The sequence below is a fragment of the Thalassospira sp. genome, from assembly GCF_040218635.1.
Lineage (GTDB): Bacteria > Pseudomonadota > Alphaproteobacteria > Rhodospirillales > Thalassospiraceae > Thalassospira.
Genome location: NZ_JAVJRB010000013.1, coordinates 26,088 through 51,114, shown reverse-complemented (window position 1 = coordinate 51,114; position 25,027 = coordinate 26,088). Strand labels below are relative to the sequence as shown.

24 protein-coding genes and 1 other RNA gene are annotated in these 25,027 nt (G+C 53.2%); 15 read left to right on the top strand and 10 right to left on the bottom strand.

Annotation, left to right across the window (positions count from 1 at the left end; all coding sequences use genetic code 11):
* Positions 1-6 precede the first annotated feature (6 nt).
* From RIC05_RS19410 to tkt, 8 genes are all read right to left on the bottom strand, one after another.
* Positions 7-1,251, bottom strand: a complete 1,245-nt coding sequence (locus RIC05_RS19410) for an OmpA family protein (RefSeq protein ID WP_350047064.1) — start codon at positions 1,249-1,251, stop codon at positions 7-9.
* Positions 1,252-1,517: 266 nt separating this feature from the next.
* Positions 1,518-2,327 carry an inositol monophosphatase family protein gene (locus RIC05_RS19405; RefSeq protein ID WP_350043833.1) on the bottom strand — a complete coding sequence of 270 codons (810 nt, stop codon included), beginning with the start codon at positions 2,325-2,327 and terminating at the stop codon, positions 1,518-1,520.
* Between the two features lie 56 nt (positions 2,328-2,383).
* Entirely contained in the window at positions 2,384-2,950 is a 567-nt protein-coding gene (efp, locus tag RIC05_RS19400) for an elongation factor P (RefSeq protein ID WP_350043832.1), read from the bottom strand.
* Between the two features lie 205 nt (positions 2,951-3,155).
* Positions 3,156-3,797, bottom strand: coding sequence for a thiamine phosphate synthase (gene thiE, locus RIC05_RS19395; RefSeq protein WP_350047063.1), 642 nt, complete (start codon positions 3,795-3,797; stop codon positions 3,156-3,158).
* A gap of 85 nt (positions 3,798-3,882) precedes the next feature.
* Complete coding sequence (locus RIC05_RS19390; protein WP_350047062.1) at positions 3,883-4,335, bottom strand: hypothetical protein; 453 nt, start codon at positions 4,333-4,335, stop codon at positions 3,883-3,885.
* A gap of 25 nt (positions 4,336-4,360) precedes the next feature.
* The gene (locus RIC05_RS19385; protein ID WP_350047061.1) at positions 4,361-5,083 is read right to left on the bottom strand and encodes a polyamine aminopropyltransferase; all 723 of its coding nucleotides are present in this window, start codon (positions 5,081-5,083) and stop codon (positions 4,361-4,363) included.
* Between the two features lie 125 nt (positions 5,084-5,208).
* Positions 5,209-6,216, bottom strand: a complete 1,008-nt coding sequence (gap, locus tag RIC05_RS19380) for a type I glyceraldehyde-3-phosphate dehydrogenase (RefSeq protein ID WP_350047060.1) — start codon at positions 6,214-6,216, stop codon at positions 5,209-5,211.
* 112 nt (positions 6,217-6,328) lie between these two features.
* Complete coding sequence (tkt, locus tag RIC05_RS19375; RefSeq protein WP_350047059.1) at positions 6,329-8,311, bottom strand: transketolase; 1,983 nt, start codon at positions 8,309-8,311, stop codon at positions 6,329-6,331.
* A 410-nt stretch (positions 8,312-8,721) separates the two neighbouring features.
* Here tkt and RIC05_RS19370 point away from each other — a divergent pair, with 410 nt between their 5' ends.
* From RIC05_RS19370 to RIC05_RS19355, 4 genes are all read left to right on the top strand, one after another.
* Positions 8,722-8,988 carry a hypothetical protein gene (locus RIC05_RS19370; protein WP_350043826.1) on the top strand — a complete coding sequence of 89 codons (267 nt, stop codon included), beginning with the start codon at positions 8,722-8,724 and terminating at the stop codon, positions 8,986-8,988.
* Between the two features lie 3 nt (positions 8,989-8,991).
* Positions 8,992-9,330: a cell division protein ZapA gene (locus RIC05_RS19365; protein ID WP_350047058.1), complete on the top strand. Its 339-nt coding sequence runs from the start codon at positions 8,992-8,994 to the stop codon at positions 9,328-9,330.
* A gap of 171 nt (positions 9,331-9,501) precedes the next feature.
* Positions 9,502-9,662, top strand: a non-coding RNA gene (ssrS, locus tag RIC05_RS19360) — 6S RNA.
* A 146-nt stretch (positions 9,663-9,808) separates the two neighbouring features.
* On the top strand, positions 9,809-10,624 hold the full coding sequence (locus RIC05_RS19355) for a TIGR00282 family metallophosphoesterase (protein ID WP_350043824.1): 816 nt from the start codon (positions 9,809-9,811) through the stop codon (positions 10,622-10,624).
* Positions 10,625-10,705: 81 nt separating this feature from the next.
* On the opposite strand, the gene RIC05_RS19350 is transcribed toward RIC05_RS19355, so the two are convergent.
* A complete protein-coding gene (locus RIC05_RS19350) occupies positions 10,706-12,928 on the bottom strand; it encodes a methyl-accepting chemotaxis protein (RefSeq protein WP_350047057.1) in 2,223 nt (740 codons plus the stop codon).
* Between the two features lie 371 nt (positions 12,929-13,299).
* The gene (locus RIC05_RS19345; RefSeq protein WP_350043822.1) at positions 13,300-15,474 is read right to left on the bottom strand and encodes a HAMP domain-containing methyl-accepting chemotaxis protein; all 2,175 of its coding nucleotides are present in this window, start codon (positions 15,472-15,474) and stop codon (positions 13,300-13,302) included.
* Positions 15,475-15,962: 488 nt separating this feature from the next.
* Here RIC05_RS19345 and RIC05_RS19340 point away from each other — a divergent pair, with 488 nt between their 5' ends.
* The 11 genes from RIC05_RS19340 (at position 15,963) to ybgF (ending at position 25,018) form a co-directional block, all read left to right on the top strand.
* Positions 15,963-16,709 (top strand): YebC/PmpR family DNA-binding transcriptional regulator, encoded by a 747-nt coding sequence (locus RIC05_RS19340; RefSeq protein ID WP_350043821.1) that lies wholly within the window; start codon positions 15,963-15,965, stop codon positions 16,707-16,709.
* Between the two features lie 87 nt (positions 16,710-16,796).
* On the top strand, positions 16,797-17,327 hold the full coding sequence (ruvC, locus tag RIC05_RS19335) for a crossover junction endodeoxyribonuclease RuvC (protein WP_350043820.1): 531 nt from the start codon (positions 16,797-16,799) through the stop codon (positions 17,325-17,327).
* Entirely contained in the window at positions 17,324-18,019 is a 696-nt protein-coding gene (gene ruvA, locus RIC05_RS19330) for a Holliday junction branch migration protein RuvA (RefSeq protein WP_350047056.1), read from the top strand. The genes ruvC and ruvA overlap by 4 nt, the downstream gene beginning before the upstream one ends.
* On the top strand, positions 18,016-19,089 hold the full coding sequence (gene ruvB / locus RIC05_RS19325; RefSeq protein WP_350043818.1) for a Holliday junction branch migration DNA helicase RuvB: 1,074 nt from the start codon (positions 18,016-18,018) through the stop codon (positions 19,087-19,089). Before ruvA ends, ruvB begins: the two co-directional genes overlap by 4 nt.
* Positions 19,089-19,550, top strand: coding sequence for a YbgC/FadM family acyl-CoA thioesterase (locus RIC05_RS19320; protein WP_350043817.1), 462 nt, complete (start codon positions 19,089-19,091; stop codon positions 19,548-19,550). Before ruvB ends, RIC05_RS19320 begins: the two co-directional genes overlap by 1 nt.
* 7 nt (positions 19,551-19,557) lie before the next feature.
* Positions 19,558-20,289, top strand: coding sequence for a protein TolQ (gene tolQ, locus RIC05_RS19315; protein ID WP_350047055.1), 732 nt, complete (start codon positions 19,558-19,560; stop codon positions 20,287-20,289).
* 2 nt (positions 20,290-20,291) lie between these two features.
* The gene (tolR, locus tag RIC05_RS19310) at positions 20,292-20,747 is read left to right on the top strand and encodes a protein TolR (protein WP_350043815.1); all 456 of its coding nucleotides are present in this window, start codon (positions 20,292-20,294) and stop codon (positions 20,745-20,747) included.
* A gap of 6 nt (positions 20,748-20,753) precedes the next feature.
* Positions 20,754-21,689: a cell envelope integrity protein TolA gene (gene tolA, locus RIC05_RS19305; protein ID WP_350047054.1), complete on the top strand. Its 936-nt coding sequence runs from the start codon at positions 20,754-20,756 to the stop codon at positions 21,687-21,689.
* A gap of 41 nt (positions 21,690-21,730) precedes the next feature.
* Positions 21,731-23,101, top strand: a complete 1,371-nt coding sequence (gene tolB / locus RIC05_RS19300; RefSeq protein WP_350047053.1) for a Tol-Pal system beta propeller repeat protein TolB — start codon at positions 21,731-21,733, stop codon at positions 23,099-23,101.
* Between the two features lie 130 nt (positions 23,102-23,231).
* Complete coding sequence (gene pal, locus RIC05_RS19295; protein ID WP_350043812.1) at positions 23,232-23,726, top strand: peptidoglycan-associated lipoprotein Pal; 495 nt, start codon at positions 23,232-23,234, stop codon at positions 23,724-23,726.
* Positions 23,727-23,878: 152 nt separating this feature from the next.
* Complete coding sequence (gene ybgF / locus RIC05_RS19290) at positions 23,879-25,018, top strand: tol-pal system protein YbgF (RefSeq protein WP_350047052.1); 1,140 nt, start codon at positions 23,879-23,881, stop codon at positions 25,016-25,018.
* Positions 25,019-25,027: the final 9 nt, after the last annotated feature.

The following is a 25,027-nucleotide window of genomic DNA, read 5'->3' as shown; positions in this document are numbered from 1 at the left end:
TAAATCCTAGCGTTGAACGGTTTTGATATCGACGCGATCTGCCGGGCCGGACGGAACATTCGCGCCCAAGGCACGAACATCAATGCGCGTAGAACGCACACCCTGATCGATCAGATAAGAACGGACCTGAAGCGCACGCGACAAGGACAGACGACGTGCCTTGGACGCATTGGCACCATCACCTTGGGCATAGGCCTGAAGCTGAATGCGAAGACTGTCATCTTTGTTCATGGCCGAAATGACCTGATTAAGCTCGCTCTTTGCCGCATTGCTGAGCTCAAAGCTGTCGGCTGCGAAACCAAGGCTGTATTCATCTGCCCCCAGTGAAGGCATCGGTTCCGGTGCGGTTGCCGCAGGCGGGATGGAGGCTTCTTCAGCAGCAGGTGCAACAGGTTCCGGGGCCGGTGCGGCCTTTGGTTCCGGTGCGGCTTCTGCCATTGATGGCGCGGATTGTGTTGTATCGGGTGCCGGTGTTGGTGCAGGTGCCACTTCATTGGCATTGGTAATCGGTTCAACGATCGGTGCCGCAGGGGCCGCAGGCGCTTTGCTTTCTTCGGACATCAGCGGCGGTGCCTTCGGCGGCTCGACCATTTCAGCCGTTTCTGCTGCCGGGGCTGGTGCTGCAACCGGTTCCGGCGCGGCTTCGGCCATCACAGGTGCGGGTGCTGGCTCAGGTTCTGGTTTGCTCAGCGGTGTCGGCGCGTTTGCCGAACTGCTGGTGCTTGCAGTGCTGGCCGCGACCGCAGGGGCCACTGGTTTGCTGCGGGGTGCGGATGCCGGTTCGGGTTGACGAAGGGCAATGGTCTGGTTCGCACCATCATCCATTGCAACTGCGGCTTCGTAACCACCGCTTGGCGCACCGGACACGCCATAAAATTCTGATTGGGTCGGGAAGGCGCTGCCGCCACTTGCCCCATCAATGACAACGGTTTCAAAGTCACCCTCATATCCGCCAAATGTATTTGCATCGGCGAATTGGTCATTGGCAAGGAAAGTTGATCGCGGCTTTGTTTCGGGGAAGATCAAATCTCCGCCGGGCATCACGATATGTTCGCGTGAAACGTTTGAAGAAAGATATTGCGGAACAGTCGGTTGTCCACCGACACCGTCTGCGACGTCCCAGTTCACCTGAACGCTATTGTCAACTGAAACGGGGGAGTATTGTTGTGCAGACGCATCACTGCCAAAGACCGCAGTGGTTCCCAGTGCAGCTGTCATCGCAAGCACCGAAATCTTGGAATACCCCTTCATCAAATCGCAGGCCCCTTAATACCCTGTGTTTGAAATCGCTTTTACAACGTTTTTCTATTTCACACAGTTTTGTGTCGATCGTTAGGCACTCGCATATTTATCGAATGCCCCCCCTGTAGTCTGCGTGTCCACTCTCGGGCAACGCAGTACCATGCACCATAGCTTAGAGACAGATAATGGACAACCGCTTTGACCGATAAAGCAAAAGGGGCGCTTCGGTAAATTCCGAAGCGCCCCTTTCAAAAAACGGTAACAAAAGCGGGACGTTAGTCCGTGACTGCTTTCTTTAGCGTTTTCGCAAGTACTGGCTGGATGTAGTCGTTGGCTGCAACGACGCTGCCGGTACCAAGCATGTTGGTGCCACCTTTGGCATCGCGGACATAACCGCCTGCTTCGGCAACAATCACAAGACCGGCTGCAATGTCCCACGCATTCAGGTGAGATTCCCAATAACCGTCATAACGGCCCGCTGCGACATAGGCCATATCAAGTGCGGCTGCACCCATACGACGAACGCCTGCACAACGGTCCATGACCGAATGGAGCTGCTTTTCGAAAACAGCATGATCACCATGGGCAAGGTGCGGAACGCCACAGGCCAGAACACATTCGTTCAGACGGCGACGGCCCGAAACACGCAGGCGACGGTTATCAAGAAACGCGCCAACGCCTTTTTCTGCCCAGAAGCATTCATCCTTGGCAACGTCATAGATCATGCCAGCAATGATTTCGTCACCCTTTTGCAGGGCAACGGAAATGGCAAAATGCGGAATGCCGTGCAGGAAGTTGGTGGTGCCATCAAGCGGGTCAATGATCCAGCGATGTTCCGGATCGGTCCCCTTGATCTCGCCGCCTTCTTCCATAAGGAAGCCATACCCTGGACGGGCACGCTCAAGCTCTTCACGCAGGCGTTTTTCGGCACGATGATCCGCCGCAGATACGAAATCTGCCGGGCCTTTCATCGAAACCTGAAGGTTTTCGACTTCACCGAAGTCGCGTTTCAGTCCATAGGCTGCCTTTTCGACAGCCTTGTACATGACGTTGATATTTGCAGAACGACGGGCGGCGCCTCGCACGGCATATCTCCCGGTGTTTGAATTAAAAAAACAAGAACCTGAAGGCAGAAATGCCTTTAGTCCTTGGCACGCTCAAGATAGGTGCCTTCAACAGTATTCACGACGATGCGCGTACCCGATTCAATATGCGGGGGCACCATCACACGAACACCGTTCTCAAGAACAGCAGGTTTGAAAGAAGAAGACTGGGTCTGACCTTTAACCACAGCGTCGGCTTCAACAATGCGGAAGACAACATGCTCGGGCAGGGTCACGGCAAGTGGTTCATCTTCAAAGGATTCGATGGTTACAACCATATTGTCCTGAAGATAAACAGCTGGCTCGCCAACAAGTTCGGCATTAACTGTGATCTGCTCGTACGTTTCGCTGTCCATGAAGGTGATCATGTCACCATCGGCGAACAGGTAGGTGTATTCTTTCTGCTCAAGACGAATCTTTTCGACAGTTTCCGATGCACGGAAACGTTCGTTCAGCTTGGTGCCGTTACGAATGTCTTTAAGTTCAACCTGATTAAAAGCACCGCCTTTACCCGGCTTGACAGCCTGGCATTTTACCGCACGCCACAGGGCACCTTTATGTTCGATAAGGTTACCCGGACGGATTTCGTTGCCGTTGATTTTCATGGCACCAACCGTTCTTTCAGATCACAGATTCACAATGCAATAAGGGGCAGTTGCCCCATTTAAGGAGCGTTAAGTACCAGTTTGCCTGTTTTGCTGCAAGCAGATTGATCAGGGGTATCGCGCATAACACCCCGTCATTCGCGCATGGCTTCGGGCAAATATCTGGGCGGTCAAATGTTTTGCCGATTGATCCAGCCGATATCGATCAGATTTCGGTCGCGGCAATTGCCGCCTTGATCGCCCGCGCGCCTGCATCGGGACCATCCGGGTGATTCCAGACACTGCCGGTAACCGCGATGAAATCGGCACCTGCCAAGACAATCGGGGCAAGGTTTTCGGCCGTAATCCCGCCAATCGCAACGCAAGGAACCGTTGTGAATGTCGTCCAGATTTCCAGGATTTCCGGGGTGACGCTGGTTTTGGCTTCTTTGGTCTGGGTTGGATAGAACGCGCCAAAGGCGACGTAATCGGCACCCTTTTCGCCAAGGATCATGGCCCGGTGGCGGCTGTCATAGCACGATACACCGACAATATGTTCATCGCCCATGATGGCGCGGGCATCGTCATAGCTGGCATCATCTTCGCCAACGTGCACACCGTCGCAGCCGGATTTCTTGGCAATGTCAGGGCGGTCATTCAGGATAAGCGGAATATCGCGATCACTGCACAGCGGCAGGATGGCATCAATCGCCTTGCGGATTTCATCGTCGCTGACGTCTTTAAGGCGCAACTGCAGGCAGTCGACCGCACCTGTATCAAGAACGGACTTAAGCTGTTCGCTGAAAGAAGCGAGTTCGATTTTTGGCGGGGTCAGAAGGTAAAGACCTGCAAGTTCGTCAGCGTTCACAATGATAATTCCTGATGATTTCCTGTCCGTTATGTACCCTTTGCCACGGCATTTGGCAATTGCCGAGGATCATGACGGTCGGCAGCTATGCTTTGTCCAAGCTTGCCAGGTGGATTTGCAGGCGGCGATCCAATTCGGTGTCCGGCAGCATATGATCTGCCATCTCATAGATTTCACCCAAGGCTGAAAGGTCGTCGTAAATAACGCAACCGGATTGACGGCCAAGGTCGGACAGACGGTCTTTCTGATCTTGGTGGTCGGTGGGCAGCGGATCAATGATCACGCCATCAAACCCGTTTTCGATGGCGGCCAATGCGCCAGATAATCTTCCACGGCAATCAAGGATGGTGCGAAACGCCACAGTTGGGAATTCGGCCCTTACCAGTTTGACCAGATCGCCAAACCATTGTGCGCCGTGGGACAGGGCGGCATTTTCAGGGGATAGCAGGATAAAGGGCCGTTTTGCCATAACACGGCAGGCCGATCTGGCACCTTTGATGCCATGAATGCGAATGATCTGATCGGAAAGGTCTGTCATGGCAAAGCCTAAGCCCAAGCCTGCTTTAAGAATGGGTGCGCGCGACATAAACCGTGTTGATGTCTTCGCGGTCAATCAATGGATGCTTAAAGGTAATAACGTCCGCCCGGATGGTGTCAAACGCACTTGCCAGATTTTCTTCAAACCATGGTTCGGGCATTTCGGTCGACCACAGGGCAAAAATCCCGCCCGGTACAAGATGGTTTGCCAGTTTGGCAAGGCCATCCTTGGTGTAAAGGCGCTTGTGATCTTCGTGCAAAACGTTGCCCGGTGAATGATCAACATCGAGCAAGATCGCGTCATGTTTCTTGTCCGGCGCATCAGGGTTCATGCCCGGTACACCGGAAAGTGACGCGCCAAAGAAATCCCCATGCACAAGCGCACAGCGCGGATCGTTTGAAAGTTGTTCGCCAAGCGGAAGCAACCCTTGCTGATGCCATTCAATGACTTCTGGCAGGGTATCAAGCACCGTCAGTTTGCCGGTCTTGGGATTATCAAGGGCCGCCTTGGCGGTATAGCCAAGGCCCAAACCGCCAACAACAACATCAAGGTTTTCACGCTCAAGTTCCGCCAGTCCCAAATCGGCAAGGGCAATCTCGGCATCGGTAAACAGGCTCGACATCAGATATTCTTCATCCAGCTTGATCTCGTAAACATCGATATCAAGGCTAAGCTCACGCCGGCGGCGCAGGCTCAGAACACCCATCGGGGTTGGCCGATAATCAAGTTCCTTGAACAAAAGGCTCACGGCCGGGCTCCTGTGTGTCTGGATTGGGAATGTCGAATGAAACAGTGACCGATTGGTCCGGAAAAGAAAAGTGCCCGAAGCAGGAATACTTCGGGCACTTCGCAAAGATTTGGATCAGCCGAAGCTTAGAGGAACTTCGCCATGGCAACGGCGGTGTCGCTCATACGGTTCGAGAAGCCCCATTCGTTGTCATACCAAGACAGGATACGAACGAAGTTGCCGCCGATAACCTGAGTCTGGGTGACATCAAAGGTCGAGCTGTTCGGGTTGTGATTGAAATCAATCGAAACCAGCGGCTCGTCACAAACGCCAAGAACGCCTTTAAGCGGGCCGTTCGCAGCTTCTTTGATCGCAGCATTGATTTCATCAACCGTGGTGTCACGACCGGCAACAAAGGTCAGATCGATCATGGAGACATTCGGGGTCGGAACACGAACCGAAGTACCGTCAAGTTTACCATTCAGTTCCGGCAGAACAAGACCAACAGCCTTGGCCGCACCGGTCGAGGTCGGGATCATCGAAAGCGATGCCGAACGCGCACGACGCATGTCTTTATGCAGGCTGTCCACGGTGTTCTGATCGCCGGTAAAGGCGTGAACAGTGGTCATGAAGCCCTTGGTGATGCCAACGGTCTTATTCAGAACGTCTGCAACAGGTGCAAGGCAGTTCGTGGTGCAAGATGCGTTTGAAACGATCACGTCAGATGCGCTCAGCGTGTCGCTGTTAACACCGTAAACAACGGTTTTGATATCGCCCTTTGCCGGGGCGGAAATCAGAACGCGTTTGGCACCTGCGGTCAGGTGTTTGCCTGCACCCGCTTCGTCAAGGAAGATCCCGGTGCATTCAAATGCGATGTCAACATTCAGGGCTGCCCACGGCAGGTTCGCCGGGTCACGCTCGGAGCAAACTTTGATCGCTTTGCCGTCAATGACCAGATCGTCGCCGACAGCCTTGACGTCATTAGCAAGAACGCCATGAACGGAATCATATTTGAGAAGATGTGCGTTGGTGTTGACGTCACCCAAATCGTTGATGGCAACAACTTCAACGTCGGTACGACCGCTTTCAACGATAGAACGCAGAACCAGACGGCCGATACGGCCAAAACCATTAATCGCTACGCGAATAGCCATTCATCCCTCCAAAATTATACTGATTGCTACCTGGGGAGTACCAATCACGGCTTAGGGTTCAAACCCATAGAAAAAAGGCCGGATCGGCATGTTACCGATCCGGCCCTGTAAATTAAACCAGTTCCTTGGCTGCTTTAACCAGCGCCTGGGCAGTGATGCCGAAATGCTCGTAAAGAACCGGGGCAGGTGCCGAGGCACCAAAACCATGCATGCCGATAACCTTGCCGTTATCGCCAACGTATTTTTCCCAACCGAAGACCGAAAGTGCTTCGATGGCAACGCGCGGAACACTGCCCAGAACTTCTTTGCGATATTCTGGTGACTGGGCGTCAAACAATTCCCAGCTTGGCAGCGAAACGACAGCAGCATTGATGCCATCAGCTTTCAGCTTGGCCTGCGCGTCAACAGCGATTTCGACTTCGGAACCTGTCGCGATCAGGGTGACCTGACGATCACCGTCACAATCGGAAATCACATAACCGCCGCGTGCGACAAGGTTGTCTTCACGGTATTCGGTACGAAGGGTCGGCAGATTCTGACGGGTAAGGGCCAGAACGGTCGGACCGCTTTCATTGGTGATTGCCATTGCCCATGCTTCGGCGGTTTCAACCGCATCGGCCGGGCGAACCACGGTGACGTTCGGCATGGCGCGAAGGGCTGCGACATGTTCGACCGGCTGGTGGGTCGGGCCATCTTCGCCAAGACCGATCGAATCGTGGGTCATGACGTAAACAACGCGCTGGTTCATCAAAGCAGACAAACGGATCGCAGGGCGGCAGTAATCGGTAAAGACCAGGAAGGTGCCGCCATATGGCAGAACGCCGCCATGCAGGGCCAAACCGTTCATGGCTGCTGCCATGCCGTGTTCACGGATACCGTAATAGATATATGCACCTTCATAGCCGCCATCAGCGGTGATGGGGGCCTGAACGCCGGTCTTGGTGTTGTTCGAACCGGTCAGATCGGCAGAACCACCGATCATTTCCGGGATCGCTTTGGTCAGAACTTCAAGAACGTTCTGCGAAGATTTCCGGGTTGCGACTTTTGGCAGTTCAGCAGTGATCTGCTTTTTATAGTCGTTGAAAACTTCAATCCAGTTTTCCGGAAGTTTGCCTTCAACGCGGCGCTCGAACTCGTCTTTCAGACCAGCTTCAAGACCATCAAACCGTGCGCCCCAAGCTTTGAAGTCTTCGGCACCACGTGCGCCAACCGCATTCCACGCGTCCTGAACGTCAGCGGGAATATCAAACGGCTCGGACGTCCAGCCAAGTTTTTTACGGGCACCGGCAAGTTCTTCGGCACCAAGCGGGGAGCCGTGCGTTGCAGACGTGCCACCTTTGGTCGGTGCGCCAAAACCGATCTCGGTTTTGCATGCAATCATCGACGGGGTGTTGGTGGTTTTTGCTTTGGCAATTGCGGCTTCAATCGCGACCGGATCGTGACCGTCAATTTCCTGAACGTCCCAACCAGCGGCTTCAAAGCGTTTGGTGTGATCTTCGGACGTCGAAAGCGAAGTCGGACCATCAATCGAAATGCCGTTATCGTCAAACAGAACGATCAGTTTCGACAGTTTCATGTGGCCAGCCATCGAAATGGCTTCCTGCGAGATGCCTTCCATCAGGCAACCGTCACCAGCAATCACATAGGTAAAGTGATCAACAACGTCATTGCCGTAACGGGCATTCATGATGCGTTCGCCAAGGGCGAAACCAACAGACGTTGCAATACCCTGACCCAGCGGACCGGTGGTGGTTTCAATACCTTCGCCGTGACCGTATTCCGGGTGACCCGCGGTGCGGAAGCCCATCTGACGGAAATTCTTGATCTGATCAAGATCGAAGTCTTCGTAACCGGTCAGGTGCAGAAGCGAATAAAGAAGCATCGAACCGTGACCTGCGGACAGGATGAAACGGTCGCGGTCCGGCCAGTTCGGGTGCTTCGGATCGAATTTCAAGAATTTGCTGTAAAGAACAGTCGCGACGTCTGCCATGCCCATCGGCATGCCCGGATGTCCGGAATTGGCTTTTTCGACTGCGTCGGCCGAAAGGAAGCGGATGGCATTCGCCATGCGGTTGTGTTCTGTTTGCGTCGTCATTTGATGCGGTTCCTGGGGGTTTCGCGGTCGGGCGATGAAAACACTTTTTTCATATTAACGGAATTCGCGCGGAAGATGCCCTTATGGCGGCCTTACGTCAACCGCTTCTGTCGAAAAACTGCGCCTTTTACTTTAAATCCGGCTAACGGATATATTCAATGTATGTGACTTTTGCGGGGCGTGTTGACGCTGCCTTGTTTGAGGTTCTATGTTTTCATAGCGTTACAGGACTTCTTCGACGCAGTGGCTTTTGGGTTAATCAGGGTAAAACTGTTGTTGATTAGAATGCCCAATGTTAAATCGGCCATTATCATGCCATCATCCATCGGCTTGATGGCCAGTCAGGTGATTCGTCACAGACCAGAATGTTTGTGATCCTCGGATAAACAGCTAAAATCGGGTAGTGATCTATGTCGCGGCTGCAACAAGCAAGTGAACGACTAAAAGCAGCATTGGACCGTCTGGAAACGGTCGCGGAGTCGGCAATCGAACAGAAAAGCCAGTCTCATGTTTCAGATATGGAAGAAGTCGACGCCCTGCGTGGACAGCTTTCTGCGATACGTGCCGACTATGATCGTTTGACCAAAACCACCGAAACCGTTTCGGCCCGCCTTGATGGCGCGGTCGATCAGCTGAAGTTCGTTCTTGCCGAAGAACCCGCAAAGGAACAGGCATAATCCATGGCACAGGTTTCCATTCGCATTAATGGCCGCAGTTACGACATCGCATGTGATGACGGTCAGGAAGAACGCATTCATGCGCTGGCGAGCTATGTCGATGAACGGGTTAGGGAAATCTCCGATTCTGTCGGTCAGATTGGCGAGCAACGCCTTCTGGTTATGACCAGTCTTTTGATCGCCGATGAACTCAGCAATGCCCATGAACAGCTTGCAACGGATCAAAAAACAACGGCTGAACCGGGTAGTCTTTCTGCTGTCGAAAGCGATGCATTGGCCGGAAATATCGAAAACATGGCCGAACGGATCGAAGCCATCGCCGGTAAACTCGCCAAGGATTGAGCGTTCGCGTTGCCAGATCGGGTCTGCCATCACCGTTTTCAGTGACGCGTAGCAGATGTCTATTGCGTCTTGATCCATGCAATCTACTTGAAATTACCGCAATCGAGGACTAAGTTCCGGTCGCTGACAGTTTGCGATGTGCCGTTCGCGGCAATCAAGAACCCAGCACCAAGGGAGCTGCCCTGTTCGTCAGGTTCGCTAATTCCCGGGGCCGATGCTCATTTCTCTAGGGAGCTGTCCCTGTCGAGGCCGTGGTCTCGTTATACGGCGCCCACCTGCACTCGCAGGTCACGAGGAATTACCATATGACCAACGGCAATGGTGGCTCCCGCTTATTCTCTGTCAGAACGATTGGTTCTGGCACTTCTTGACCACATCCCCTTTTCTTATGCGTAATGCAATTTGCGGTGCGTCCTTGAACAGGGTGCGCTCATAAAAGCATGCCTGCATTCAGGTGTGTAAAAACACAGGAATGAATATGCGTTTACTCCATCTTGGCGACGTTCTGGGTCAAACCGGTCGCACGGCTGCACTTGATGCATTGCCAATGCTCCGCGATCGTTTGTCTGTTGATATCGCAGTGGTGAATGTTGAAAACGCAGCCCACGGATTTGGCGTCACCGCCAAAATCTGTCAGGAATTCTATAAGGCGGGTGCGGATGTTCTGACCACGGGCAACCATGTCTGGGATCAACGCGAAATCATTGCCTATATCGACGAGGATGAAAAACTCCTGCGTCCCTGGAACTTTCCCGATGGGACACCGGGCAAGGGCGACTATGTGTTTAAAACCAGGTCGGGCAAAAAGGTCTGTGTGATCAACATGATGGGGCGTCTGTTTATGGACCCGCTGTCATGTCCGTTCCAAGGCGCTGATAAACTGTTCTCCAAGCATAAGCTTGGGAAGAATGTTGATGCGATCATACTTGATTTCCATGCCGAAACCACGTCCGAGAAAATGGCATTTGGCCATCATTGCGACGGGCGGGCATCGCTTGTTCTGGGAACCCACACCCACGTTCCAACCGCTGATGCGCAAATTCTTCCCAATGGCACAGGCTATCAGACCGATGTTGGCATGTGCGGTGATTTTGATTCTGTTATTGGCATGAAAAAAGAAAACTCGGTCCGCAAATTCCTGACCAAGATGCCGGCAGGGCGGTTTGAACCGGCGGATGGTCCGGCAACGGTGTGCGGCGTATTTGTTGAAACCGATGACAAAACCGGTTTGGCAAAACGGATTGAATCGGTTCGTATCGGCGGGCGTCTTAAAGGAAGCTGGCCAAGCGCCTAAACCTTGTCGATCCGTGCTTGAATATAGAAAGGCCCGCCAAACAAATGGCGGGCCTTCTTTGTTGTGATCAAAGTAAGCGTATCAGGCCGCGCGGTCACGGGCCTGTTGGCGAAGATCATCCAGAATGGTCGAAATACGGTTACGCATTTCACTGACTTTCTCGGACGCGGTCCGCGAGGTGGTCAAAACTTCACCGGACAATTGACCGGTTCGGCCTGTCTCATTCGCGACTTCCGTGATCGATGCCGAAACCGCACGGGTGCGATCGGCTGCACCACGGACGTTTCGCGTGATTTCATCGGTTGCCGCACCTTGTTCCTCAACCGCAGCCGAGATGGTGGTGGCAATTTCATTGAGGTTATCAATGATCGATCCGATTTCACCAATTGCCGTCACAGACTCACCGGTTGCCTTCTGAATACCGGAAATCTGGCCCGAGATTTCCTCGGTCGCTTTTTCGGTCTGGTTGGCAAGGTTTTTGACCTCGGCGGCAACAACGGCAAAGCCTTTGCCGGCATCACCAGCACGGGCAGCCTCAATCGTTGCGTTCAGGGCTAAAAGATTGGTCTGTTCGGCAATATCCGTGATCAGGGCGATCACTTCGCCAATGCGGCTTGCCGATTGTGACAGGCTGACAACCAGTTCATTGGTGTGCTGTGCGCGCTGTGCGGCTTCGTTCGAAATCCGCGTGCTTTCGGCCATCTGACGATTGATTTCAGAATTGGATGCCGAAAGTTGTTCGGTCGCTGCTGCCACCGTTTCAACATTGCCCGTTGCTTCATGTGCAGAGGTCGCAACATCTTCGCTTTGGTTTGACACCAGGGCCGCACTTTCGGTCATCTGACCCGAAACCCCCTGAAGCTGTTCGCCAAGGGCGGCGATTTCGTTCACAGCGGTTTCGACTTCACCCTGAAGCGTATCGGCAAGACCCAGAAGTTCATCGCGCAGGGCTTCGTTGCGTTCACGGTTAAGACGTTCTTCTTCGGCCTGCATGTCACGGACCTTGGTGGCATTTGCCTTAAACACGTCAACCGCACGGCCCATGGCGGCGATTTCATCACCGCCCTTGGACGGGACGTCAACGTCAAGGTCGCCTTCTGCCAAGGACACCATGGTTTTCTGCAAACCGGCCAGACGGCGCAACAGATTGCCACGGACATAGACAATATAGATCAAAAGCGGAATGAAAATGGCCGCTGCACCAACACCATACATGGCATAGGTGCTTTGGGTATTGAGCGTATTGGCCGCACCGGCAGAACGATCAACATCGGTTTGCAAGGCTTCGACAAGCGCATCAACACCACTTTCCATGGCTGTCGCGTAATCAGCACTTTCTGCAACGATAGCCGCCTGCGCTTTGATCAATTCAAGTTCGGCCATACGCTGTGTCGGGATGCTTTTGTCACCAACGGCCAGAACTTTGATGTCATTGATCAGGTCGGTGTAGAAGGCCTTCAGTTTCTTGTTCTCAAGACCTTCGATCAGGGTTTCGATCTGCCCGATTGTGCCTCTGACCTGCACGCTTGTGATTTTCAGGCGGGCATCATCGCTACTGGATGCGGCCGATAGAACCGTGTTGGCCAAGTCGCTGCCAAGTTTGGTAAGCTCAAGAATGGGCGCACGGCTTGCAATCGTGTCATCAAGACTGATCAGAAGGTCCTTGCTCTGCGCTAATTGATCATTGGTGAGATACGCACCGGCCTTGCGAAGTTCATCGACCTGGGCACCAATGCTGGCAAGCTGGTTTTCCGACATCGAGGTCAGCGGTTTAAGCATCGATGAAAAACGACCATCAAGCTGTTGGAACTGACCAAGACTTGCTGCGAGTTCATTTGCAGCTTCAAAGCGTTTGATGGTGATGTCATGCAGGGCTTCAAGATTGTCCGCAAGGTTTTTGCCGCTGGTTTCGATATGCGACAGCGATGCAGGTGGAAGCCCCGAATGCGCAAGGTCTTCAAGTTTCTCGCGCAGGCTGTCAAGCAACATATCAAGCTCGATCTTTACAACCTGTTCTTCTTCAAGTGTGGTGGCGGCAATCATCCGCGGCGCAGATGCAACGACCTTTACACTGTCGGTCGAAAGCTGTTGTGCCGTGAACATTGGTGGCAATTGTTCATAGGCAATTTTATCAAGCTGACTGCCGAATTTGGTAAATGAGAAAACCGAAGCCGATGCAGCAAGAATGGCAATCAAGCCGACAAGAAAGAACGCACCAGCAAGTTTTTCGCGCACCCCAAGTCCCGATTTATGTGCCGTGTTGGACGGCGACGCGGGGGTGCCGCGTTTTGATGTAAGTCCCATAGTTCATGATACCCCATAGACGAAGAAGTTGCGCGTCAGCACAGCACTGCGGTGACGCACATTTTACGGGTCTCTCAGATGTAACTTCCCAGGATGTGACACTTTCGATGGGTCCCGATCTGCCTTGGTAAGGTGGGGCAGTGTCGGGAAAAAAGTGCCTTATATGTTATAGTTAATGCCCATATATCATAGTCCATACAAATTTAGCATGCACTTTTATGAGGTTGTATCGCATAGGTTGCATTGCTGGATTTGTCGGTTCTGTTTGTGCGCGAATGGGGTAGGGGGATTTGTCTTCAGCCCACATGTCGGATACGGAAAAAGGCCCGCCAAATTGGCGGGCCTCTAATGTCAGGAGACTAAGGTTTTAATCAGGAAGCAGCGCGATCACGTGCCTGTTGGCGCAGATCTTCGAGAATGCCGTTGATCCGCGACCGCAGATTTTCGACCTTCTCTGATGCATCCTGTGCCGTTGCGAAGACCTGACTGGACAATTCGCCCGTTTTGCCGGTTTCGCTGGCAACTTCCGTGATCGATGCCGATACCGAACGTGTACGATCGGCTGCACCACGGACGTTACGGGTGATCTCGTCGGTTGCTGCACCTTGTTCTTCAACGGCGGCTGAAATGGTGGTGGCAATCTCATTGATGTTTTCAATGATGCGACCAATGTCACCAATGGCACTCACAGACTGACCGGTTGCCTTTTGAATACCGGAAATCTGGCCCGAGATTTCCTCGGTCGCTTTTTCGGTCTGGTTGGCAAGGTTTTTGACTTCGGCGGCAACAACGGCAAAGCCTTTGCCGGCATCGCCAGCACGCGCAGCCTCAATGGTTGCGTTCAGGGCCAGAAGGTTGGTCTGTTCGGCAATATCCGTGATCAATGCAATCACTTCACCGATGCGATCCGCCGACTGCGACAGGCTGACAACCAGTTCGTTGGTTTCCTGTGCACGGGTCGATGCTTCGCCCGAAATCCGGGTGGATTCCGCCATCTGGCGGTTGATTTCCGCATTGGATGCCGAAAGCTGTTCGGTAGCGGCCGCAACCGTTTCAACGTTGCCGGTTGCTTCCTGTGCCGAATTGGCGACTTCTTCGGTCTGACCCGATACCAGTTCCGCACTTGTGGTCATCTGACCCGAAACACCCTGAAGCTGCTGGCCAAGGGCTGCGATTTCGTTCACAGCACTTTCAACCTCGCCCTGAAGCGTGTCGGCAAGACCCAGAAGTTCATCGCGCAATGCTTCGTTACGTTCGCGGTTCAGGCGTTCTTCTTCGGCCTGCATGCCACGGACTTTAAGGGCATTTTCCTTAAAGACTTCAACCGCACGACCCATCGCACTGATCTCGTCATTACCTTTGGCAGGGACGATCACTTCAAGATTGCCATCGGCAAGCTGAACCATGGTTTTCTGCAAAAGACCAAGACGACGCAGAACGTTGCCACGGACATAAAGCACATAGATCAAAAGCGAAATCACGATCGCAGCAGCAGCAACAATTGCCAGGGCGGTCAAGCTTTGCTTCTCAACGACCTTTGCCTGTGCGGCAGCGTCATTAACCTCGACATTCAAACCAGCAACCAGTTCGGCAACGCTGTTGCGCATTGCATTGGCATATTCGCCACTTTGCACGACAAGGGACTGGCTGCTTTCGCTGGCTTCAAGTTCGCGTTTGCGCAGATCAGGCAAGCTGCCATCGCCAATCGACAGAGCCTGCATCTTGTCAATCAGATCAACATAGAATGCTTTGAGACGGTCATTGCCAATCGAGTCCAGTTTGGCCAAGGCATCGGCATATGTGCCACGAATACGCACCGGAATGATCGACAGACGCACGGCCTGTGTTTCCGTGGTGCTGGAAATGATCATGTTTGATGCCGCAGATCCAAGACGCTCGATCTCAAGGATCGGGGTGCGGGTCTCAATCGCGGATGCGTATTTCTTGAATGTTTCGAGAATTTCTTCTTTCTCGGCACTATATTGCCGTGACGGATCTTTTTCGAATGACGCTGCGTATTGACCGCCTTGGGAAATGTCATTCTGGGTATAGGACAGCACCGGCTTTAGGGTGTCTGCATAACGCTTTGCCAGATTCTGGAATTCAGTAAGCTTTTCAGCCTTTTCATTCGTGATCTGGAAACGTTCCTGCGTCACCGCATGAAGCTGTTCAAGATTGTCCTGCAGCAGGGCACGGTTGTTATTGATGCTCGCAATGACTTCGGGCATGAAGCCGGTTGCTTCAATTTTATTGATGTCTTCAACCAGTGCCTGAAGGCGAACAGCAAGTTCGTCATTGATCGCAGTTTCTTCTTCCGAATTGGCCGAGGCAACAATCCGTGGTGCGATTGCGACAATCTCGGCACTGCCGGTTGCCAGGGCTTGCGCCGCAGCGATGGGTGGAAGTTTTTCTTCTGTGATGGTGGTAAGCGCATCACCGAATTTGTTGAAAGATACGGCCCCGACGACAGCGGAAATTACCGCCATGAATCCAACCAAAGCAAACGAAATCAATAGTTTGCTTTGGACCCCGAATTTACTTCCCATTCTATCTAACCTTTTGTTTCCTGACTGTGCCCGATTGGCTTCTATGTCCATACGGGTATTTAAAAGCGCCGCATGTGATGAGCCTGATTTTTGTCCGGCAGCAAGTTTATCCCTGAGAGTCGTACTTCTTTAGTTTAATACATACGTTCAGCAACATTAATGGAAGAATATCATTGCATCTGCAACATCTAACAATGTGCATTGTATAAAATGCCCGAAAATTGCCATTGGGGTTGTGCACGGCATTGGGCGGGGAAGCTGGCACATCGGCGTATCTATTCATAAGGTTCGACCAAGCATGGCTGGACGTTGCAGAGTAAACAGGCTATAGGAGCGGTCGAAATTTTCGTCCGTGTGTTTGCAGATTTCGAAGTTATCGGATTTGTCGACATTCGGGCGGGCTGGTCTGACAGGGAACTCCCGCATGACCGGCGTGGTATCATCCGATACCGTTCCACATCGAGTTCAATGAATACAGGTTTTAGGTTATGGCCGGCCATTCCCAATTTAAGAACATTATGCACCGCAAAGGTGCGCAAGATAAAAAACGCGCCAAGATCTTCACCAAGATTGCCCGCGAAATTACCGTAGCTGCGAAAATCAGCGACGATATCGACAGCAACCCGCGTCTGCGTGCCGCAATTTCCGCAGGCCGGGCTCAGAACATGCCCAAAGACAACATCGAACGCGCCATTAAAAAGGCGACCGGTGCGGGCGAAGGCGATAACTACGAAGAAGTTCGCTACGAAGGATACGGCACCGCTGGTGTTGCTGTTATCGTCGAAGCATTGACCGATAACCGTAACCGTACCGCATCCGAAGTGCGCGCTGCTTTCACCAAAAGCGGTGGCAACCTTGGCGAAACCGGTTCGGTTGGTTTTATGTTCACGCGTGTAGGCGAAATCGTCTATCTGGCGGATAAGGCCGATGCGGACGAGATCTTTGAAGCCGCCCTTGAAGCAGGGGCTGCCAATGCAGAGTCTGATGAAGACAGCCATGTCATCGATACCGAGCTCGAAGACCTCAACGCGGTACGCGAAGCTCTGACCGAAAAATTCGGTGACCCGGAAAGTGCCAAAATGGTCTTCCGTGCCGTGACCGAAGCCGAGATCACAGTCGATCAGGCCCAGAGCATCATGAAACTTGTTGATGTGCTTGAAGATAACGACGACGTTCAGAATGTCTGGACCAACGTTGCCTGGACCGACGAAATCGTCGCGGGTCTGGAAAACTAATTCGTCCAATTAATGTTGCCAACACCCGCCTTTCGCTTTTGAATGGCGGGTGTTTTGTATCTGCTTCATGGAAATTAGGGTGACACTGTGGTCAGAGTACTCGGGATTGATCCCGGTCTTCAACGTACGGGCTGGGGGGTCATTGACCTTCAAGATAACCGTATGCGTCATGTCGCCAACGGGGTCGTGACATCGACCCAATCGCTTTCACTGGCCGAACGCCTTGATCAGCTTCATACAGGCTTGATCGAAGTGATTGAAATCTGGAAGCCGGACGAAGCCGCGGTCGAAGAAACCTTCGTAAATAAAAATCCCGTATCGACCCTGAAACTTGGTCAGGCACGTGGTGTGGCGCTGCTTGCCCCGGCACGCAGTGGCATTCCGGTAACGGAATATACACCCAATGCCGTCAAAAAGACTGTGGTAGGTGCAGGTCATGCTGCCAAGCAACAGGTGGAAATGATGGTTTCGACCCTGCTTCCGGGATGTGAAATTGCCGGGGCCGATGCCGCAGACGCCCTTGCAGTTGCCATCTGTCATGCGCAACATGCCGGGAACCGGGCGCTGGCGGCAAGTATGGCGGCCAAGCCAACAGGAAACGGGAGAAGATACAGGTGATCGCGAAACTGCGTGGAATTATCGATTTCATTGGCGAAGACAATGTCATCATTGATGTGAATGGTGTTGGCTATCTTGTTTTTGCATCGCGCCGGACATTATCAATGCTGCCTGCCAAGGGCGGCGATGCCGGATTAATGATCGAAACCCATGTACGTGAAGATCATATTCATCTCTATGGCTTTGCCGACAATGCCGAAAAACAGTGGTTTTCACTTCTGACCACCGTACAGGGTGTTGGCGCAAAGGTTGCCTTGGCCTTGCTGTCGGTTTTAACCCCGACGGATCTTCTGCGCGCCTTGGCCGCACAGGACACAACCGCACTGTGTCGCGCGCCGGGCATTGGGCCAAAGGTCGCCACCCGTATTGTTGGGGAACTTAAAGACAAGGCCGCCAAACTTAACCTTGGCCCGGTTGCTGCACCGACAGTCCCGGCGCCTGAGGCCGATAAATCCGCCTCAAAATCAAAAAAATCATCGAAATCGGGCACGGATGTAAATGTTGCTGCCGCCCCGGCAGAACCGGTCATTGATGACAGCGTTGTTTTGTCCGATGCGGTTTCTGCACTGGTTAATCTGGGTTATGGCCGCTCCGAAGCATTCGGGGCGGTGGGCAAAGCCGCCCAGCAGGCAGGGGATGACAAGTCGATTGATACGCTGATCCGCTTGGGACTAAAGGAGCTTAGCGCGTGAGCGAAGAAGAAGACCGTTTGCTCAGTGGTGAGCGTCGCGAAGAAGACCATCAGGATGGATCGCTGCGTCCGCGCCGGCTGGATGATTTCACCGGCCAGAAAGAAGTGCGCGAGAACCTTGATGTCTTTATTCAGGCTGCGCGGTCCCGTGAAGAGGCGATGGATCATGTGTTGTTCTTTGGCCCCCCGGGACTTGGCAAAACAACATTATCGCAGATCGTTGCCAGCGAACTCGGTGTTGGTTTTCGCGCAACTTCCGGCCCGGTAATAGCCAAGGCCGGTGATCTTGCCGCCCTTTTAACCAATCTTCAGCCGCGCGACGTTTTGTTCATCGATGAAATTCACCGTCTGAACCCGGCGGTCGAAGAAATTCTGTATCCGGCGATGGAAGACTTCCAGCTGGATCTGATCATTGGCGAAGGTCCGGCTGCACGATCTGTCCGGATTGATCTGCCGCCCTTTACCCTTGTTGGGGCCACAACCCGTTCGGGCCTTTTAACCACACCACTCCGCGATCGGTTCGGCATTCCGCTGCGTCTACGGTTCTATGAACCTGAAGAACTGGTCAGCATCGTTGCGCGTGGCGCGCGGCTTTTGCATTTCGAATTGACCGAAGAAGGGGCGATGGAAATTGCCCGTCGGTCACGCGGAACACCACGTATTGCCGGGCGTTTATTGCGACGTGTGCGTGATTTTGCTTCTGTTGCGGAAAAATCGCCGGTCGATAAATTTATTGCCGATGCGGCACTGACCCGGCTTGAAGTCGATAATCTTGGTCTGGACAGTCAGGACCGTCGTTATCTTAATTGTATCGCCGGGAATTATGGTGGCGGGCCGGTGGGCGTTGATACCCTGGCCGCAGCCCTTTCCGAAGAACGCGACACAATTGAAGATGTGATTGAACCCTATTTGCTGCAGCAGGGCCTGATCCAGCGGACACCGCGTGGACGTATGTTGGGGATCAAAGGGTACAAGCATCTTGGTCTGATCCCGCCGCGTGAAGCGGGCGGGGTGCCGTTGGCGGATCTGTTTGATCGTCAGGGGGATGGATCAAACGGGGACGATTCCTGATGACACAAAACGATCATGAAGCGTTGCTCGGCTATTTGGACGGTAAGCGGCATGTTTATCCTTTAGTCGTATTTTATGAGGATACGGATGCTGGCGGGATCGTCTATCACGCGAACTATCTGGCTTTTGCCGAACGTGCGCGTTCAGCGATGCTTAACCAGTTGGGCTTTACCAATCGAAATGTTGCAGAACGCCACAAAGTTGCCATAGCCGTTAGACACTGTACCGTCGATTTTCGTCGGGCGGCTCAGTTGGAAGACCGCCTTACGGTTGAAAGCCGGGTGATTAAGCTTGGGGGCGCATCACTTGGGTTTGAACAAAAAGTAATGCGCGACGGCGAGGAACTGGTGGTGATCGAGATTTATCTCGCCTGCATGTCGCTTGAAGAACTTCGGGCCCAAAGACTGCCCGAAGAACTAAGAACGGCATTTAGTCGCTATCTGGATGTGAACAAGGACTAAAGAGAATATGGAAAATCAAGTGGTCGACGCGGTAACGCTGGGGCAGTCGGTCATGGCACATGACATGTCTCTGTGGGGACTATTCATGCAGGCTGGGCTGGTCGTCAAAACGGTGATGATCGGACTGTTAATGGCATCGGTCTGGGTCTGGGCTATTGTCATCGAAAAATTGCTGCGCCTTCGCAAGTTGCGCGCGCAGGCAACGACCTTTGAAGAAGCCTTCTGGTCGGGTGGGTCGCTTGAAGATCTTTATGATCGTATTGCCGACAAGCCGCGCGATCCGATGGCGGCGATCTTTGTCTCGGCGATGCGCGAATGGCGCCGTTCAAACGCCCGTGGGGTCACAGGTGACACCATGCGTGCGCGGATGCAGCAGCGCCTTGAAAAATCCATGGAAGTCACCCTTGGTCGCGAGATGGACCGGGTTGAACGCTATATGACCTTCCTGGCATCGGTTGGTTCAACCGCACCGTTTGTCGGTCTGTTCGGGACCGTTTGGGGCATCATGGTATCGTTCCAGGCGATTGCAGCGTCAAAAAATACCTCGCTTGCGGTTGTCGCACCGGGGATCGCAGAGGCGCTTTTGGCAACTGCCATGGGCCTTGTTGCTGCAATCCCGGCTGTTGTTGCCTATAACAAGATTTCCAGCGACCTGAACCGGTATAACAACCGTCTCGAAGCATTCGTGGACGAGTTTACCTCGATCCTGTCGCGTCAACTTGACGACACGAAAGACTGATCATGGGTGCACAGCTTTCATCCCGATCAGGTGGTGGCGGACGTCGTGGACGCCGCAATAACCGCCGTGCCGCGATGAGCGACATTAACGTCACACCGATGGTCGATGTGATGTTGGTGTTGCTTGTGATCTTCATGGTTGCAGCACCGTTGATGACGGTCGGTGTTGAAGTTGATCTGCCAGAAACAAGTGCTGCGCCGATGACCGGGCAGGATGAACCGCTGGTGGTCTCGGTCTCGGCCGAAGGCACGATCTATATTATGGATAGTGAAATCGCCCAGGACACGCTGAGCGAAAAGCTCTCTGCGATCACGGACAACAAAGCGGAAACCCGTATTTTTGTTCGGGGCGACAAGTCGATTGATTATGGCCGCGTGATGGAAGTTATGGGCCTGATCAAGAATGCCGGTTTTACGAAGGTCGCGCTGATCGCCGAACTGCCGGAAAAGGGTTCGTAACAGAATATGCTACGTTACGCTCTCATATCGTTTGGCCTACATGCTGTGCTGTTTTTGGTCGCATGGCTGGGCTTGCCGGACCTGTTCGAAGAAACACCGATAGAACTTCAATCGATTTCGGTTGAAGTTGTGGATGTGGCGGAGTTTTCTGCGGCACCGACCAAGGCGTTGCCAAAGCCGGAGCCGAAAGAAGAAGCCAAACCAAAGCCGGTGCCAAAACCAGAGCCGAAGCCGGTCCCGAAGCCAGAACCGAAACCTGTACCAAAACCGGAACCCAAGCCTGAGCCAAAACCAGAGCCGAAGCCGGAACCGAAACCAGAACCAAAGCCCGAGCCAAAGCCGGAACCCAAACCAGAACCGGTTCCTGTGCCAGAAGTGAAAAAAGAACCTGAACCAAAGCCGGAGCCAAAGCCAAAGCCGCCTGAGCCAAAACCGACACCGCCGAAACCGGAACCGGTCAAAAAGCCGGAGCCGAAAAAGGAAGAGCCGAAAAAACGCGATTTGATGAGCGTTCTTAAGGATGTCAGCAAGCTCAAGGAAACAGCGGAAGCAACGCCTGATACGCAGCCAGACGAGGCGCCACAGGAAAACGCCAGCGAGGTTGTCGCAACCAGACTGGATGCCAACCTGACCATGAGCGAGCTTGATGCGGTCAAACGTCAGATCGAAAGATGCTGGAGTCCACCGGCAGGGGCGAAGGAAGCGGGTAGCTTTGCGGTAGAAATACATGTCAGTGCAAACCCGGACGGGACTGTAAGACAGGCACGAATTAGCAACCTGAACGACATTCAGGGGGATGTGTCGCGCCGTACGATTGCGGAAAGTGCCCTTAGAGCTGTGCTAAATCCGCAATGCAGCCCTCTGAAACTGCCGCTGGATAAATATGAAATGTGGCGCACATTCACGTTCAATTTTGACATGCGTGAAATGCTGGGCCTTTAATAGATAAGTTCTTGAACACGCGTGGAAAATAGCGAGGCAGGATGACGATCGAGACCAACGCAATAAAACGATTTTGGGTAAAAAGCAGCATTCCGATGCTGTGTGCCCTTGCCGTTGTCGCTGGCCTGAATGTCGGGTTTGTGTCGTCGGCACAGGCTGAACTTCGGATTGATATTACCCGGGGTGAACTTAAACCGATGCCAATCGCCGTAACCCGGTTCCCGGGTGACGGGGTTGCGGAGACCGAAGTTGGCCAGAACCTGACCCAGGTGATTGCTGCCGACCTCGAACGTTCGGGATTGTTTTCACCGATCAGTGAGAAGGCATTTATTCAGAGCGCCTCTTCCCTGGCGGTGAACCCGAATTTTGCCGAATGGCGTGCCATCAATGCGCAGGCATTGGTTAATGGTCGCGTTGTTACCGAACCAAATGGAATGCTTCGCGTCGAATTCCGTCTTTGGGATGTGTTGGCTGAAACCCAGATGTCTGGTGTTGCCTACCGTACACAACCCAATAACTGGCGCCGTATTGCGCATAAGATCGCTGATGAGATCTATAAGCGCATCACAGGCGAAAGCGGATATTTCGATACGCGGATTGTATATGTTTCTGAAACTGGTCCGGCCGACAACCGCAACAAGCGATTGGCGATCATGGATCAGGACGGTGCAAATCATCGGTTCTTGTCCGATGGTCGGTTCCTTGTGCTGAACCCGCGGTTCTCGCCGACGGCACAGGAAGTGGTCTATATGTCGTACTTTAACGACAAGCCACGTGTCTATGTTTTGGATATCGATACTGGCGAGTTGGAATTGCTGGGTGATTTTCCGGGGATGACGTTCGCCCCCCGATTCGCACCAGACGGGAACTCGGTTGTCATGTCGCAAGCGCTTGACGGGAACAGTGAAATTTATGAACTGGACCTGCGCACGCGTGAAAAGCAACAGCTTACGCGTCATGCTGCCGTGGATACCTCGCCTTCCTATTCGCCTGATGGGTCGCGCATTGCGTTCAACTCCGATCGCAGTGGTTCGCAACAGATTTACGTGATGAATGCCGATGGTGGCGGCGTGCAACGTGTCAGTTTTGGCGGTGGTCTCTATGCCACACCAGTCTGGTCGCCACGCGGAGACCTGGTCGCATTCACCAAATCGCAAGGAGGTCGGTTCTATATCGGCGTCATGAGGCCAGACGGTAGTGGAGAAAGACTGCTGGCCGAAGGGTACCTCGTAGAGGGACCAACATGGGCGCCGAACGGAAGAGTTTTGATGTATCACCGCCAACATCCGTCTAAAGATGGAACCAAGGATCGCTATCGTTTGTATTCGATTGATCTCACAGGTTATAACGAGCGAGAGATCGTTACACCTGCGGATGGGTCGGATCCTGCATGGTCACCCTTGATTCCCTGATATCTCAAGAGTATAGTCATCGCGAAGCACTGAATGCGATTCGCTTAAATCGCGGGCATTTTCGGTGTCGCGAGACATGGAAAACACCAACCTCGGGCGAATGCGTCCGGTGTTAAGGGGAAAAACTTAAATGAAACTTCGTATTCTCAGCGTTTTCGCAGCTGTCGCACTTTTGGCCGCTTGTGAAACTGCACCTGATAGTTCTGCTACCACTGGTGGCGAAGGTGTATCGACTGTAAACCAGCCGTCCACCACCACGTCACTGTCGGAAAGCAGCCCTGAGTGGTTCGCTGTAAACGTTGGTGACCGCGTCTTCTTTGGCTTCGACAAATATGACCTGGCCGGTGAAGCACGTCGCACCCTCGAACTGCAGTCCGCTTGGCTGAAAAAATACCCGCAGTACAAAGTTGTTGTTGAAGGTCATGCCGACGAGCGCGGCACCCGTGAATACAACCTTGCACTCGGCGAACGTCGTGCGAACTCGGTTAAAGATTACCTGATTGCTTTGGGTATCGATCCGTCGCGCGTCGAAACCATCTCTTATGGCAAAGAGCGTCCAGTTGCTCTTGGTCATGACGACGAAAGCTGGGCGAAAAACCGCCGCGCTGTATCGGTTATCCGTTAAGCGCGTGCAGGTGAAAGCCTGACTTGAATATCAAGGCGCCTGTCCCGTTTGGGGCAGGCGCCTTATTTTTGCCGCCTGAAAATGTTTGAAAGTGTCATTGTATCTTTCATAGTGACATGAAGAAGACAGCATTGACGACAAAGGACCCGACAATGATCCGAGTTCGATCCACCACTGAAACGCAAAACCGTTCCTGTGCGCCCAACCAAGTCAAATTGATTGGCACAGCAGTTTGCCGCGCAAAAGTGGTCTCATCCGCGCGCAAAGGCCCGTCTCTTTTGATGGCACTTGCCATCGGGGCTGTTGTCGGGATGACGTCGCTTGGATCTTTGCCTGTTTATGCGCAGGACGCCAATATGTCGCGGCAGGTCGATCAGTTGCGCAAAGACCTTGATCTGCTTCAGCGTTATGTTTACCGCGAAGGAACCGGTGCTGCCGGTTCTGCTGCGTCATCTGCGCTAAGTTCCGGTGTCGATCCGTCAACACCGGCTGCGGCACGCCAGCAAGTTCAGATCAACGAGATTCAGCGCAGTGCAACCCAGTTAACCGGGCAGATTGAACAGTTTGATTTTCGGATTCGCAAGATCGAAGACCGGCTTGAACGGTTGGTTTCCGATATTGATTTTCGCCTTAGCCAGCTTGAAGGTGGTGCTGTTTCCGGCAATGGCGCGAACGGTGCCGTCGCACCCTTGGCGGCAGGACAACCAAATAACACAGCCCCGACCGGTAATGGCGTTGCCTCAAGTGAACTTGGCGGGGCCGCAAGCGGCGAAGCGATTAATGAACGTGGCACCAAACTGTTTGGTGTGATCGAAAATGAAGGCCAGCCGCCGCAAATTCCATCCGGTCCGACTGGAACCATCGCGTCCGCGTCGCAAACCCAATCAGCGGCTTTGTCGACCGGAACGCCAGAAGAACAATATCGCGAGGCCTTTGGCCTGCTGCGCAAACAGGATTTCCCGGCCGCCGAAGCTGCCCTTAGCAGTTTCGTTTCCAGCCATCCGAATGATCCACTGGCAGGCAACGCACAATATTGGCTTGGCGAGACCTTCTATGTGCGTGGCGAGTTTGAAAATGCCGCCATTGCCTTTACCGAAGGTTTCCAGACCTATCCCGATAGCACCAAGGCACCGGACAATCTTTTGAAACTGGGGATGTCTTTGGCCAACCTTGGCAAGAATGAAGATGCCTGCACGGCATTTGGTCATTTGATTGATAACTTCCCGAATGCATCCAACGTTGTTTTGGACCGTGCGCGTCAGGAACGTAAAAATCGCGGATGCGCGCAATAAGGGAACGAC